The 13,266-nt window shown below is 69.2% G+C and carries 14 protein-coding genes and 1 tRNA gene; 8 read left to right on the forward strand and 7 right to left on the reverse strand.

Going from position 1 to position 13,266, the window contains the following annotated elements:
• The first annotated feature begins 54 nt into the window (after positions 1-54).
• Entirely contained in the window at positions 55-966 is a 912-nt protein-coding gene (locus AB2L57_RS08945; protein WP_292811383.1) for an alpha/beta fold hydrolase, read from the forward strand.
• On the opposite strand, the gene AB2L57_RS08950 is transcribed toward AB2L57_RS08945, so the two are convergent.
• Complete coding sequence (locus AB2L57_RS08950) at positions 914-1,486, reverse strand: CGNR zinc finger domain-containing protein (protein WP_292811385.1); 573 nt, start codon at positions 1,484-1,486, stop codon at positions 914-916. The genes AB2L57_RS08945 and AB2L57_RS08950 overlap by 53 nt on opposite strands.
• 73 nt (positions 1,487-1,559) lie before the next feature.
• Between AB2L57_RS08950 and AB2L57_RS08955 the strand changes: the two genes are divergently transcribed.
• Both AB2L57_RS08955 and AB2L57_RS08960 read left to right on the forward strand, forming a co-directional pair.
• Complete coding sequence (locus tag AB2L57_RS08955; RefSeq protein ID WP_409046857.1) at positions 1,560-2,537, forward strand: EamA family transporter; 978 nt, start codon at positions 1,560-1,562, stop codon at positions 2,535-2,537.
• A 113-nt stretch (positions 2,538-2,650) separates the two neighbouring features.
• Entirely contained in the window at positions 2,651-3,100 is a 450-nt protein-coding gene (locus tag AB2L57_RS08960) for a MarR family winged helix-turn-helix transcriptional regulator (RefSeq protein ID WP_292811390.1), read from the forward strand.
• Between the two features lies 1 nt (position 3,101).
• Here AB2L57_RS08960 and AB2L57_RS08965 read toward each other — a convergent pair whose 3' ends face one another.
• Positions 3,102-3,377, reverse strand: coding sequence for an ATP-dependent DNA ligase (locus tag AB2L57_RS08965; protein ID WP_292811392.1), 276 nt, complete (start codon positions 3,375-3,377; stop codon positions 3,102-3,104).
• 171 nt (positions 3,378-3,548) lie between these two features.
• Here AB2L57_RS08965 and AB2L57_RS08970 point away from each other — a divergent pair, with 171 nt between their 5' ends.
• Complete coding sequence (locus AB2L57_RS08970; protein ID WP_292811394.1) at positions 3,549-3,740, forward strand: hypothetical protein; 192 nt, start codon at positions 3,549-3,551, stop codon at positions 3,738-3,740.
• A 9-nt stretch (positions 3,741-3,749) separates the two neighbouring features.
• Here AB2L57_RS08970 and AB2L57_RS08975 read toward each other — a convergent pair whose 3' ends face one another.
• A complete protein-coding gene (locus AB2L57_RS08975) occupies positions 3,750-4,736 on the reverse strand; it encodes an NADP-dependent oxidoreductase (protein ID WP_409046858.1) in 987 nt (328 codons plus the stop codon).
• A gap of 472 nt (positions 4,737-5,208) precedes the next feature.
• On the opposite strand from AB2L57_RS08975, the gene AB2L57_RS08980 reads away from it, so the two are divergent.
• The 3 genes from AB2L57_RS08980 (at position 5,209) to AB2L57_RS08990 (ending at position 9,734) form a co-directional block, all read left to right on the forward strand.
• Complete coding sequence (locus AB2L57_RS08980; protein WP_409046859.1) at positions 5,209-6,783, forward strand: glycosyltransferase family 2 protein; 1,575 nt, start codon at positions 5,209-5,211, stop codon at positions 6,781-6,783.
• Entirely contained in the window at positions 6,776-8,251 is a 1,476-nt protein-coding gene (locus AB2L57_RS08985) for a glycoside hydrolase family 26 protein (RefSeq protein WP_409046860.1), read from the forward strand. The genes AB2L57_RS08980 and AB2L57_RS08985 overlap by 8 nt, the downstream gene beginning before the upstream one ends.
• 121 nt (positions 8,252-8,372) lie before the next feature.
• Entirely contained in the window at positions 8,373-9,734 is a 1,362-nt protein-coding gene (locus tag AB2L57_RS08990) for a UDP-glucose/GDP-mannose dehydrogenase family protein (protein ID WP_292812069.1), read from the forward strand.
• Positions 9,735-9,873: 139 nt separating this feature from the next.
• On the opposite strand, the gene AB2L57_RS08995 is transcribed toward AB2L57_RS08990, so the two are convergent.
• Together AB2L57_RS08995 and AB2L57_RS09000 are read right to left on the reverse strand one after the other, a co-directional pair.
• Positions 9,874-10,428: a hypothetical protein gene (locus AB2L57_RS08995; RefSeq protein ID WP_292812032.1), complete on the reverse strand. Its 555-nt coding sequence runs from the start codon at positions 10,426-10,428 to the stop codon at positions 9,874-9,876.
• A 44-nt stretch (positions 10,429-10,472) separates the two neighbouring features.
• A complete protein-coding gene (locus tag AB2L57_RS09000; protein ID WP_292812071.1) occupies positions 10,473-11,288 on the reverse strand; it encodes an inositol monophosphatase family protein in 816 nt (271 codons plus the stop codon).
• Between the two features lie 157 nt (positions 11,289-11,445).
• On the opposite strand from AB2L57_RS09000, the gene AB2L57_RS09005 reads away from it, so the two are divergent.
• Positions 11,446-11,518 (forward strand) — tRNA-Lys (locus tag AB2L57_RS09005).
• A gap of 123 nt (positions 11,519-11,641) precedes the next feature.
• On the opposite strand, the gene AB2L57_RS09010 is transcribed toward AB2L57_RS09005, so the two are convergent.
• The gene (locus tag AB2L57_RS09010; protein WP_409046861.1) at positions 11,642-12,565 is read right to left on the reverse strand and encodes a transposase; all 924 of its coding nucleotides are present in this window, start codon (positions 12,563-12,565) and stop codon (positions 11,642-11,644) included.
• A gap of 89 nt (positions 12,566-12,654) precedes the next feature.
• Entirely contained in the window at positions 12,655-13,152 is a 498-nt protein-coding gene (locus tag AB2L57_RS09015) for a hypothetical protein (protein WP_409046862.1), read from the reverse strand.
• Positions 13,153-13,266: the final 114 nt, after the last annotated feature.

Consider the following 13,266-nt stretch of genomic DNA (forward strand, 5'->3'; position numbering starts at 1 on the left):
CAGGCCCCGACATCCCCGGCGAGGCGCTCCGGGAGGTGAACGTAGACTCGGGGAGTGCCTCCCGCCGATCCCTACGCTGCCGCGCTCGCACGGATCCCGGTCGTGCGACGCGACGTCGCCGTCGGCGGCGGGATGACCGCCTACTGGGAGTACGGAGACCCCGGATCCGAGGTCACGGTCATCGCCGTGCACGGATTCCGCGGCGAGCACCACGGGCTCGAGCCGGTCGTCGCACATCTGCCGGGAGTGCGCGTGATCTCGCCGGACCTCCCGGGATTCGGCGAGAGCGCCCCTCTGCCGGACACCGTCCATGATCTCGACGCCTACGCCCGCTGGCTCGGGCAGTTCGTCGCCGCCACCGCGCCCGGCGCGGTGATCCTCGGTCACTCCTTCGGGTCGATCGTCGTCGCCGCAGCGCTTGCGCGCGGTCTGGGTGCCCCGCGCGTCGTGCTCGTGAACCCGATCGGCGCGCCGGCCCTTGAGGGACCCCGCGGCATCCTCACGCGCCTTGCGATCTTCTACTACTGGGCGGGCGCGCAGCTGCCCCGACCCCTTGGCGAAGCGCTGCTGCGCAATCGTCTGATCGTGCGGATCATGAGCGTCTCGATGGCCAAGACCCGCGACCCCGAGCTGCGCTCCTTCATCCACGGTCAGCACGACGCATACTTCTCGCGCTTCGCGGATCGCGATGTGCTTCACGACGCGTTCGTCGCCTCGGTGTCACACGACGTCAGCGAGTTCGCCCACGAGATCCGTCAGCCGACCCTGCTCGTGGCCGCCGAGCGCGACGACATCACCCCGATCGCGGCGCAGCGCGCGCTCGCCGGGACGTTCGTCGATGCACGGCTGGTAGAGATCGACGGGGTCGGGCACCTCATCCATTACGAAACGCCCGCGCCGGCCGCCGAGGCGATCAGGCGCTTCCTCGCGGAGCCTGACGTGCCTGCCGGCGACGATACGCGTTGACGTTCATGCGATTGCCGCAGTTGCCGGTGTCGCAGTAGCGCTTGGAGCCGTTGCGCGAGAAGTCGATGTAGACCGCCCGGCAGTCGTCGGCGGAGCACTCGCGCACGCGGCTGTACTCGTCCGCGCGGATGACGTCGACGAACGCCATGGCCGTCTCGACGAGGATACGTGTCGCGAGAGGCTCGTCGTCGGCCGCGGCGTGGATGTGCCAGTCGTAGTCGTCGTGGATCACGAGCTGGGGGAGCGCGCCGCCCGCGCGCAGGAGCGCATTGACGAGGGGCACGGCGCCGTCGCGGTCGACGCCCCAGAGATCGAGCAGCGGCCGGCGGATGTCGCGGAGCTGCGCGAGTTCGGTCTCGTCGCGACGGACCGCGCCGGAGTAGCGGTGGGTGTCGAGGAAGTCGGCGGCGTCCTCGATCGAGGAGAGGCGATCCACGTGGTCGTCGGCGGCATCGGGATGGGTGTTCACGAGATCGGCGGCGGCGCGGAGGGCGACTTCTGTGTCATGGGCGAAGACCATATTGACTCCTGACGAGGCGGGCGCTACTGTCACCAGTGTAATTGCATGTGACTCATGACAGTGGGACCCGCCCGTGGCTCAGACCCTCGCCGCGCCGATCATCGCGCCGCACACTCCCGCCCGCTCGCTCGGCGTGCTGACCGGCCTCGCCTCGGCCCTGGCGTTCGCCTCGAGCGGACCGTTTCTGAAGGCGCTCGTCGAGTCGGGCTGGTCGACGGGTGCGGCCGCCACGATGAGGATGTCGGGCGCGGCGGTCGTGCTGCTGCCCGTGCTCATCATCGCCCTCCGTCGCGATCCGCGCCTGTTCCACCGCCACGGATGGATCATCCTCGGCTTCGCGCTCACGGGAGCGGTGGGGTGCCAGGTGTTCTATCTCTCCGCGCTGCAGCGCATGCCGGTCGCGGTCGCGCTCCTGGTGCAGTATCTGGCGCCGGTCCTGCTGGTCGTCTGGGCATGGGCCCGCACGCGGCGAGCACCGGGCGGCCGCGTGCTCGCGGGGTCGGCGGTGAGCCTGGCGGGTCTGGTGCTGGTGATCGATCTCGGCGGCGCGTCGGTGGACGCGCTCGGGATCCTCTTCGCGCTCGGCGCGGCCGTGTCGATGGGGGCGTACTTCGTGCTCTCGGAGCGGGCGGGCGACGATCTTCCCCCGCTGACGCTGGCGGCCGCGGGTCTCGCGGTGGGATCCGTGATCTCGGCACTGCTCTGCGTCGTGGGAGTGATGCCCTTCACCGCGTCCACGGCCGATGTGCAGCTCGCCGGCGCGACTGTCGCGTGGTTCGTGCCTCTGGGGTGGGTCGTGGTCATCGCGACGGCCCTCGCGTACAGCCTCGGCGTCGTCGCTGTCACCCAGGTGGGGTCGCGGGTGGCCTCTTTCGTCGGTCTGTCGGAGGTGCTCTTCGCGGTCGTGTTCGCCTGGATGATCCTCGGCGAGACGCCGACGCCGGTGCAGCTGCTGGGGGGTGCGGTGCTGGTCGCGGGTGTCGTGCTCGTGCGCGCCGGCACGCCCGCGCGGGCGCACGAGGCTCGGCTCCCGGAGATCCCCTCGACGTGAGGGAGGTCTCCCGTCCACACGAGTGTGAGCGGCGGATGTCTCGGTTGGCGAGCTAACTAGACTGGGGCCTCACGCGCCCGGCTCTCGGGGGTGCGTCCCGGCGAACAGGAGCGATGATGCGCACCGAAGAGCTCACCCTGGACGCGGCGCGTTCGATGGAGCGCCTGCGACTCGCCGAATCCCGGCTCGCGCGCCGCCGGCAGACGGAGTGCGGTCCCAGTGAGAATGCGCGTGCCGCGATGCGATTCATCCTCGAGCGTGCAGACGCGGGCGACGCGGCGACGCCGCGGGGGATCGCCGAGTACCTGGGCATCTCGTCCCCGTCGGTGTCGGCGATCCTCGACAGGCTGCACGCGGGAGGCATGATCGCTTTCGAGCCTCATCCGCAGGATCGCCGCAGCAAGCTCGTCGTGCCCTTCGACCGGTCGACCGACATCGATCGACTCGATCCGCTCACCGCCCGTATCCGGGATCTCGCAGAAGAGCTCTCGCCGGACGCGGCGGCCGAGATAGCCCGCTTCCTCGACATGATCACGGATGCCGTCGAGCGGGAGTGCGCGTAGGTCAGACCTCTGCCGGCTCGGGGCCGAGTGCGAGTCCGTGGGGCCCGCTCGCGTCGTCCATGAGTGCGTCGACCCAGTGCCGGTTGATGGTCGGCGTGCGACTGCCGAAGAAGTGCAGGGTCATCGGAACGGCCGGATGGATCCACACGCTGCGGTGTCCTGAGCCGTCGCTCGTGGGAAGATGCAGGAAAAAAGGCTCGGCCCGACGCATCTTGTTGCTCAGGACGATACGCAGGTGCGCGAGGGCTCGATCGTCGATGTCGAACGATTGCGCCATGGCGCCATAAACGAGTCTGCCCACAAAATCAGAGTACACGGCCTGCACGCCTAACCAGATCTGCTTAGGACGCCTAACTACCTGTCGGGGGCTGAGGTCGACGGCTAACGTCTCGGGCCCTCGGCCGCAACCCCATCGACCGCACAGGGGCGCCACCATACCGTGGGGTGCATGATCTTCCTCCTGGCCGGTGGTCCGCGCGACGGGCAGTTGGTCGATGAGGTGCCGGTGGGCTACGTGACCGAGAGGACGCTCGGGGGATCGATCGAGATCCTCGAGGGGCTGATGGCCGTCACGGCGCGGTGGGCAGGGCCTCGTCCTCTGCCGCGTGCGGGTGGCTCCGGGCGGCGGGCGCTGCGCTGACGCGAACCCTCAACGCCGCGACTCGACGACGTCGCGGGCCTTGATGATCGGGAACGGGTTCACCGGGTGCGTGCCCAAGACCACCTTGCCCCGCGAATGCAGGCGCTGCAGGTCGGCATAGGCGTCGGCGACCCGGCCGAGCGGGTAGAAGCCGGAGATCAGCAGGGTGAACGCTCGACGTGCGGCGAGGGCGACGGCCCGCTCGAGGAGGGCGGTGCCGTGCGCCATCGATTCGGGGTCGTCGCGCAGCAGCGCCAGCTCGACGTCGCGTCTGTCCGCGCTCGAACGGAAGCGGGATGCCGGAACACCCAGTTCCTCCGCCACCTCGCGGCCGTCCTGTCCGAAGTTGTCGATGAACGCGGTCACCCCCTGGGGCGCCGCCTTGCGAATCCGGTCGGCGATGCCCTCGCCGTATCGGATCGGGATGATCCCGAGCTGGCGCAGATAGTCGAAGTTGCGGTCGCCGCACGTGCCGATGACCCGCGCGCCGAGGTGCGCCGCGATCTGCGCCTCCACGCTTCCCACCCCACCCGCGGCGGCGGAGATCACGACGGCGTCGCCTGAGCCGATCGACAGGGAGTCGAGGGTCTCGAGAGCGGTCGCGGCGGCCAGGTACAGCCCACCCGCGACCTCCCACGGCACCGTGCGTGGGCGACGGACCAGCGCCGCCGTGCTCACCGTGAGGTTCGTCGCCTGCGCGCCCGAGCGAAGGTGACCCACCACCTCCGTGCCCGGTGCCCACCCTTTCACGCCGGACCCGCACGCCAGGACGATGCCCGCGAAATCGCTGCCGGAGCGCCGGGGGAACTCCTCGCCCCACTCCTGCTCCCGGCCCGCGCGGAGGAGGGCGTCGATGTGGCTGATGCCGGCGGTGACGACTTCGATCACGACCTCGTCGGTTCCGGGTGGCCGCAGATCCCGCTCCCGGAGGACGAGCACGTCCGGTTCGCCCGGATTGTCGTACTCGACGACGGTGGCGGTGGTGGGGATCTTCATGGGCCCGTCCCTTCGCTCGACGATGAGCGCTCTCATGGTACGGCCGCCGCCGGGGGTCGAGGGTCGATCGACCGCATCGCGGGCCCGCCCGAGGCTCGGGATCCGGCCGTCCGCCCGTGTCCGCCGCCCGGGGGACAGTGTCCCCCGAAGGGGAGGGATGCTGTCCCCCAAAAGGACGACAGACCCTAGTCAGGGACTGTTTCCGGCTCGGAGCGCCTCGATGACGAACAGATGAAGCCTTGCTGGGAACGCCGTGAAAGCGCGAGACCACCGATCGCTCGGAAAGGGCCGCCCGGCCTGCGAGATATATCGGGCCTGTCCGCCGGACGGTGGACGAGCGGGCAGGGTTACGGTCCTGTGAATCCTGGTCGGACGGTCTTTGCATGCGCCCCGGCGGGGTCACACTCGAGTCAACTTCACAACCCCCAGCGTCGCGGGACCCACAAGGCCATCGATCACACGAGGGGTGCGGATGTTCATCTTCCTGCTGCAGGTGCGGCACATGCTCGGGGGGTACCCCGAGCTCTACCTGTTCGCGGTGTACTCACTGCTCATCTGGGGGCTGTGGCTCACGAAGCTGCTGCTCAGCCAGCGCTACCGCCCGTACACCGAGCCCTACGCCATCGGCACGAGCGTGATCATCCCGGTCGTCGACGAACCTCTGGATCTCTTCCGTGACGTCCTGCGCCGCATCGTGGAGCAGAAGCCCGACGAGATCATCGTGGTCATCAACGGCGCCCGCAACCTCGCGCTGGAGGGTGTCTGCGCCGAGTTCGCGCCGCAGGTGCACTGGGTGCACACGCCGATCGCCGGCAAACGCAACGCGGTACGCGTGGGTGTCGAGATGTCGACGTACGACATCTCGATCCTCGTCGACTCCGACACGGTCTGGATGCCCGGCACCCTCGAGGAGCTCATCAAGCCCTTCGCGGACAGCCGTGTGGGCGGAGTCACGACGCGACAGCGGATCCTCGAGCCCGAGCGTTCGTGGATCACCCGCTGGGCGGACTGGCTCGAGAACTCGCGCTCGCTGTACGCGATGCCCGCGCAGAGCGTGCTCGGCCAGGTGGGCTGCCTTCCCGGGCGCACGATCGCGTTCCGGCGCAGCATCCTGATGCGGGTCATGGAGAAATTCATGACCGAGAAGTTCATGGGGGTTTTCCTCGAGATCTCCGACGACCGCACCCTGACCAATCTGACACTCAAAGAGGGCTACCGCACCGTCTACCAGCACACGAGCCTCGTCTACACCGACGCTCCCCTGAAGGTGAAGAAGCTGTTCAAGCAGCAGCTGCGCTGGGCTCGCGGCAGCCAGTACAACACCCTGCGGATGATGCCGTGGATGCTGGGACACGCTCCCATGCTCGCGGTGTTCATGGCGATGGACATCGTGCTGCCGTTCCTGCTCGCCGGTGTCATCGGGGGATGGATCTACCGCGCCGCAATCGGCGAGGGATACAACTTCTACGAGGCGATCCTCGAAGAGTTCGGCTTCGGATCGGGCCTGATCTGGGTCATCGCCCTCATCGTGGTCTCGTCGGTGCTGAGCATGGCGATCCGCCAGCTGCGCCACCTCGCCGAGAAGCCCGGCGACTTCCTCAGGCTGCCGGTCTTCATCATCGTCTCCACCGCCTTCCTGATGCCGATCCGCCTGATCGGGTTCTTCCGCATGGGGCACGCCGCGGGCTGGGGCACGCGAGCCGGCGCGTACGCCGGCGGCGATGCTCCGGTCACGGAGGCGGCCGCCGGTGGGACCGACCCCGAGAGCGAGCGTCTGCACCGGGAGCTCGACGGGTTCGATTCTCCGATGCGCGCCGGCGCGTCGACGGACGGCGTGGACGAGCTCTTCGGACCTCTGGCGGACGACCGCGTCGCGGGCCCCACGACCGGCACGACCCTGCTCACCCGCAGCTCGACCCGCACGATGACCCGCAAGACGGAGACGGCGCCGGCCGCCGCCCCGCGCCGACGCCTCAACCCGAAGGCGGCCTGGCCCTACGTCATCGGCTTCACCATCTTCGCTCTGGAGGCGTTCCTCATTGTCTAGGTCACACAAGAACTGGTGGGCGGACACGCCCGCCGCGGGAAAGAGAGCGGCGCTCGGCGGAGGCCTGCTGGTCGTCGCCCTCGTCGTCACCGGCGCTGCGGTCTGGGCCAGCCCCGGCGCGGCCGATCCCTTCGTGACGGTCGACCAGCAGCTCGCCGCCAGCGTCGCCGAGAACGAGGCGCTGCGTGAGGAGCTCGCCGCCGCGGAGGCGAGCGCGGAGCGCGCCCGGTCCGCTGCGAAGAAGGCCGCCGCATCCCCGAGCCCGACGCCGACCGCCACGCCCACGCCGACCCCCACCCCCACGCCCGAGCCGGTGCCCGACGACGGAGGCGAGGTGTCGGGTCCCGACACGGTCGTGGTCTACCGCGACTCGCCGGCCCAGCCGCGCCCCGCGGCGCCCTCGACGCCGGCGCCCGCCCCGGTTCCGGCGGCGGTGACCGCGCCCGCGATCGAGACCCTCATCAGTCCGAATCAGCGCTACTTCGGCATGTACACCACGCAGGCACCGTTCAACTTCGCGACGTTCGACGACGCCGCGATGAAGGCCGGCAGCCGCCAGGGCATGGTGGGGTACTTCGGCGGGTGGGACGAGCCCTTCCGAGGCGACGCCGTGACGCGTTCCTGGGAGCGGGGCCTCGTGCCCATGCTGACGTGGGAATCGCGGCCGATCGCCGCCCAGAACGACGTCGTCGTCGAGCCCGACTACTCGCTCCCGCGCATCATCGGAGACCCCGAGAACGGCGTCGCCGGAGCCTTCGACGACTACCTCCGGCAGTACGCGCGCGACATCGTCACCACCGGGCTGCCATTGGCGATCCGCCTCGACCACGAGATGAACGGCACCTGGTACCCCTGGGCCGAGACCAAGAGCGACGGCACCTCCCTCAACGGCAACAGCCCGGGCGATTTCGTCGCCATGTGGCGTCACGTGCACGACATCTTCGAAGCCGAAGGCGCCAACCAGTTCGTCATCTGGACCTGGTCGCCGAACATCGTCAACAACCTGCCTGCCCGCAACAAGTCGGTCGAGTTCCTGGCAGCGCTCTACCCCGGCGACGAATACGTCGACTGGGTGGGTGTCTCCGGGTATCTGCGCCCGAGGTTCGACAAGGCCTCGCAGACCTGGTCGTACGACGAAGGGCAGACGTGGACGTTCGACTACACCTTCGGTCGCACACTCGAGCAGCTGCGCCAGATCAGCGACAAGCCGATCATCCTCACCGAGATCGGCGCGTCCGAGATCGGTGCGCACAAGGTCGAGTGGGTCACCGACCTCTTCGATGCCTTCACCCGGCCCGAGAACGCCGACATCATCGGCTTCTCCTGGTTCAACCTGGCCGTCACGACGATCAGCAACGGTGAGCGCGTCACCAACGACTGGCGCATCGACTCCCGGGCCGACACGCGCCAGGCGTTCCAGGACGGACTCGCTGATCCCGCCGGAAACTTCGCTTTGATCCCGTATTGAGCCTCCGACGGCCGACACCGACACCGACAGCATCCCACCTCGTAAGGAGCATCCCGTGAAGAACTCCCGCCCCGCTCTCCAGCCCGCCCCGCCGCTGCCCGAAGACGGCGCCGATCAGCCGCTGCGCGTCAGCGTCGTCGGCACCGGATACCTCGGTGCCACCCACGCCGCCGCGATGGCCGAGATGGGGTTCGACGTCATCGGCATCGACACCGACCCCGCCAAGGTCGCCGCCCTCGAGCGCGGCGAGGTGCCCTTCTTCGAACCGGGGCTTCCCGAACTCATCGCCACACACGTCGCGACGGGCCGCCTGCGCTTCACCACCGACCTGCCCTCGGCGATCGCGGTCAGCGATGTGCACTTCATCTGCGTCGGCACCCCGCAGAAGGCGTCGAGCCATGCCGCCGATCTGCGATTCGTGGATGCCGCCACGCGGGCGGTCGCCGAGAACCTCACGCACGACGCCCTGATCGTCGGAAAGTCGACCGTGCCCGTCGGCACCGGTGAGCGGCTGCGCGGCATCATCGCCGAGGCGGCGCCCGCCTCGGTGCACGCCGAGCTGGTGTGGAACCCCGAGTTCCTGCGCGAGGGACTCGCCGTCGAAGACACCCTGCGTCCGGACCGCATCGTCATCGGGGGCGCCGGCCCCTGGGCCGAGGAGCGCCTGCGCCGTCTCTACGCCCCCGCGATCGCGCACGGCGCACCGGTCGTGACGTGCGACCTGCCCACGGCGGAGCTCGTCAAGGTCAGCGCCAATGCGTTCCTCGCCACGAAGATCTCGTTCATCAACGCGATCGCGGGTCTGTGCGAGAAGGCGGGCGCGGATGTCGGGGTGCTGGCGGACGCGATCGGCTACGACGCCCGCATCGGGCGCAAGTTCCTCAACGCCGGACTGGGCTTCGGCGGGGGATGCCTGCCCAAGGACATCCGTGCCCTCATGCACCGCGCGGGGGAGCTGGGTGCCTACTCGGCCGTCGGGCTCATGCAGCAGGTCGACGAGATCAACATGGAACAGCGCCAGCGGGTCATCGACCTCGCGACCGAGGGCGCCGGGGGATCCGTGCTGAACGCGCGGATCGCGGTGCTCGGCGCGGCCTTCAAACCCGACACCGACGACGTGCGCGACTCTCCCGCGCTCAACGTCGCCGCCGCGCTGCACCTGCGCGGCGCGCACGTGAGCGTCTACGACCCCGAGGCCGGCGCCACGGCCAAGAAGCTGTTCCCGACCCTGTCGTACGCAGGCTCGACGGCCGACGCGGTCAGGGACGCCGACGTCGTGCTGGTGCTGACGGAGTGGAACGAGTTCCGCACCGCCGACCCCGTGGAGATCGCGGCGCTCGTCTCGCGCCCCGTCGTGATCGACGCGCGCAACTGCCTGCCCGCCGATGCCTGGCGCGCGGCCGGCTGGGACTATCGCGGGCTCGGTCGCGCGGCGGCCGGAAAGACGGCCGAGGTCGCGGGAGCGGCGCGCGTCGCGGCATAGGCCGCAGCATCCCGTCTCTCGCGCAGCGCCGTCGGTGCCGGCGGTGCCCAGAACAGGACATGCGCCGGGGATAGGAGGATCGGACGCCGATCTGCCTGTTCTCGGCGCATCTCCTGTTGTGGCGACCGAAGGAGGCCGGTCAGGGAGTGGGCAGCACGATGACGAGCAGCCCCTCCTTGGTGTCGGAGACCGTGACCCATCCCTCGCCGAACTGCAGCGTCATGCCGTAGCCCTGCGCGTCGGTCGACACGGTGGTGTCGGGATTCTCGGTGATGAAGACGACCGCGTCCTCCTCCTCGCGCACCCAGCCGTCCGAGACCAGCGCCGACTGGGTCTCTGCGGCGGTCTCCTCGTCGATGGGCGCCCACCCGTAGATCTGCACGTTGTCGCTGGCCGCGCCGGCGAAATCTCCCCACGTGCACCAGTGCCCGCTCTCGAGCTCGATGTCGGCCACGCGGAACGGGTCGTCGCGCACCGTCCATCCCGCGGCGGTGAAGGTGTCGATGAGGTCGGCGGGAATCAGCGACTCGCAGGTCACGGCCGCCGCATCGACGGTGGGTGCGGGGCTGGGGGAGGCCGGGGCGGCGGTGGCCGTCGCGCTCGGCTCGGGAGCGGTGGATGCCGAGGGCGGCGTCGATTCGCCGGCACAGGCCGCGAGGGTGAGCGCGAGCGCGCCCACGGCGAGGCCCGACACGGCGCGCCGCCGCGGGGAGCGGGAGGGCCAGGACAGACGGGGCATCAGGCGGTGGCCGGCGTCGGGGCGGAATGCAGCAGATCGAGGAACGCCTCGTGCAGCACGCCGTTCGTGGCGAGCGAGGAGCGGGCGGCGAGCGTGTCGTCGCCGTCGAACGAGGTGAATCGTCCGCCCGCCTCGGTGACGATGGGCACCACGGCGGCGATGTCGTACTCCTTCACGTCGAACTCGGCGACGAACTCGAGCCGCCCTTCGGCGAGCAGCATGTAGGGCCAGACATCGCCGTAGCCGCGGTCGCGGCGCACCGCGCGGGTCAGAGCGATCAGGGCGTCGAGCCGCCCCGCGTCATCCCACTGGCCGATGCTCTGAAAACTCGCGCTGGCCTCGGCGATGTCGTCGACATCCGACACCCGCAGGCGGCGTTCGCCGCCGTCGGGGGTGTTCGTGAACGCGCCGAGACCCTCGGCCGCCCACCAGCGTCGCCCGATGCCCGGAACCCCGACGACGCCCACGACAGGGCGACCCTCGACCGCCAGCGCGATGAGGTTGCCCCACATCGGGATGCCGCGCATGTAGTTCGCGGTGCCGTCGATCGGGTCGATGATCCACTGCCGGGCGGCATCTCCGGTCGTGCCGAACTCCTCGCCGAAGACGCCGTCGCCGGGCCGTTCCAGGGACAGGATGTCTCGGATCGCGCGCTCGGTGGCGAGATCGGCCTCGGTCACGGGCGACGAATCGGCCTTGGTGCGGATGTCGAGGTCGGCGGCGTCGAAACGGGCCATCGATGCTGCGGCGGCAGCATCCGCCAGTCGCAGGGCGAGGGCGAGATCGTCGGCGCGCGACGTCGACGCCGAGGCGATGACGGCCGGGGACTCGGACGCGAGCGGGGGAGTCGAACCGGCGGGGAAGGTCACACGGTAAAGGATACCGGCGACCCCTGTCTCGATTGGCGGTGAGCGTCATCATGATGGTAACGTTGACCCTCGGTTCGCCCGGCTCCACCCGGGCGTTCCCTTTGCACCTCTAGCTCAATCGGCAGAGCAACTGACTCTTAATCAGTGGGTTCTCGGTTCAAGTCCGAGGGGGTGCACTGGGAAGCCCGGAAACTCTCGCCAGTTTCCGGGCTTTTCTCATGCTCAGAGCGGTCTTGACGGTCGGACGAGAGCGAGATTCCGGTTCAACTTGTCCCACTTATGTCCCCGATCGGGCGCTGTCAAGCTGCCTGGAGTCGTTCGGGCTGTGGTTCGGTGTCGGTCTTGGGCAGGTTGATGCCGACGATGCCCGCGGGCAGCGGGGTGGTCGGGCGGCGTCGGAATCGTTCGGGATGCTGCTGGTAGTAGGCCAGCTGTGTCTGCTCGCGCCTTCCCCAGGCTTGTTCCCAGGTGCCGTCGTGGACCTCGTCGGGTGAGAACAGGGCGATCCCGGAGTGTTTGTGCTCGGCGTTGTACCAGGGCACGTACCAGGCCATGAACGCTCTGGCCTGCTCGAGGTCCTCGAACGTGCCGGGGTAGTTCGGTCGATACTTCATGGTGCGGAACTCCGACTCCGAGTACGGGTTGTCGTTGGAGACCCGGGGCCGGTTGTGCGTCTGTGTGACCTTCAACTTGCCGAGGTAGTCCTTCAGGACGGTGGACCGCATTGCCGGCCCGGAGTCCGCGTGCACGACGTCGGGTCTGCCCTCGCGGGCGATCGCGGCGCGGAACATCTCGACGGCGAGGTGGTCTGCTTCGCGGTCTTCGACCCGCCAGCCGACGAGCTTGCGGGAGTAGATATCGATGATCGAGTACGCCTTGAACGCGACACCTCGCCACGGGGAGCGCAGGTCGGTGATGTCCCAACTCCAGACCTGCCCGGGGCCGGTCGCTTCCAGCACCGGTGCCTCGCGCGGCGGTCTCGTGCTGCCTCTGCGTGTCGGGGCGACCGGGCGGATGGACTGATCCTCGATGTCTGCGGCGACACGCCACCAGGAGCGGCGGGAGCCGAGCATCACCCCGGCGTCCCAGGCGTCCGCGAACGTGTGATCGACGGAGACGCCCTCGACCCAGCCGGCGGTGATCAGCTCCGCGATCTGATCCCTGTCGGCCTGGTCGATGCGAGACGGATACGCCCGGTCCTTCTGCGGGATCGGATTGGTCACGCCGGGCCGCGGGCTGCGACGGTAATGCCACGTGGACCGCGACAGGCCCGCGATCTGCAGCGCCTGACGCTGCGATCCGGTCGCGGCGGTCAGCTCTCCGACGAGGGCGTTGTCGATGTCGAGGAACCAGACCGACCGGTCTTCGGCTGGAGCGCGTCGGGCTCTTGCTCGTTCATCTGATGCAAGAGCCCGATAGCTTTTCCCAGCGCGGCGTTGGTCTCCTCAAGCTCACGGATCCGCGCCTGCAGCCTCTCCGTCTCGGCCTCGTGCTCGGCGCGTTCCGCGGCGCGCTGCTTCGCCAACTCCGTGCGCTGTTTCGGGGGCAACGTCATCCCCCTAGCCTGCCTGGGCACCAGCCCGCGGTCGAGGTTCCCGCCGAACACCGCCTTCCGCCACTTGATCACATGGTGATACCGCAACCCACGCTCCGCCAGCCACGCCGCCTTCTGCCCATGCGCCACCAGCTGATACTCATGCACGAGCTCGCGGATCTCCGCCGTCGTGAACCCCGGAGTGATCGACACCCCGCACCCCCTACCGATCGTGAACTGACTCACAACCAGCCTGGCGAAGAGGGGATACTCCAAAAACTGCACACATTGGGCGGTGGCGAAGCCCGGAGGCTCTCGCCTTCACGAGACCCGCACCGTCACCAGCCTCATGACCGCGTGCATTGCGCCAGTGGCGCTGCCGCTGCGAGG

Source organism: Microbacterium sp. HA-8, from assembly GCF_046111165.1.
GTDB lineage: Bacteria > Actinomycetota > Actinomycetes > Actinomycetales > Microbacteriaceae > Microbacterium.

Bases quoted from the DNA above. Each gene is read 5' to 3' on its own strand.
- AB2L57_RS08980 (WP_409046859.1), top strand. From the start codon at position 5,209: ATGTTCATCTTCCTGCTGCAGGTGCGGCACATGCTCGGGGGGTACCCC.
- AB2L57_RS08975 (WP_409046858.1), bottom strand. From the start codon at position 4,736: ATGAAGATCCCCACCACCGCCACCGTCGTCGAGTACGACAATCCGGGC.
- AB2L57_RS08970 (WP_292811394.1), top strand. From the start codon at position 3,549: ATGATCTTCCTCCTGGCCGGTGGTCCGCGCGACGGGCAGTTGGTCGAT.
- AB2L57_RS08960 (WP_292811390.1), top strand. From the start codon at position 2,651: ATGATGCGCACCGAAGAGCTCACCCTGGACGCGGCGCGTTCGATGGAG.
- AB2L57_RS08950 (WP_292811385.1), bottom strand. From the start codon at position 1,486: ATGGTCTTCGCCCATGACACAGAAGTCGCCCTCCGCGCCGCCGCCGAT.
- AB2L57_RS08965 (WP_292811392.1), bottom strand. From the start codon at position 3,377: ATGGCGCAATCGTTCGACATCGACGATCGAGCCCTCGCGCACCTGCGT.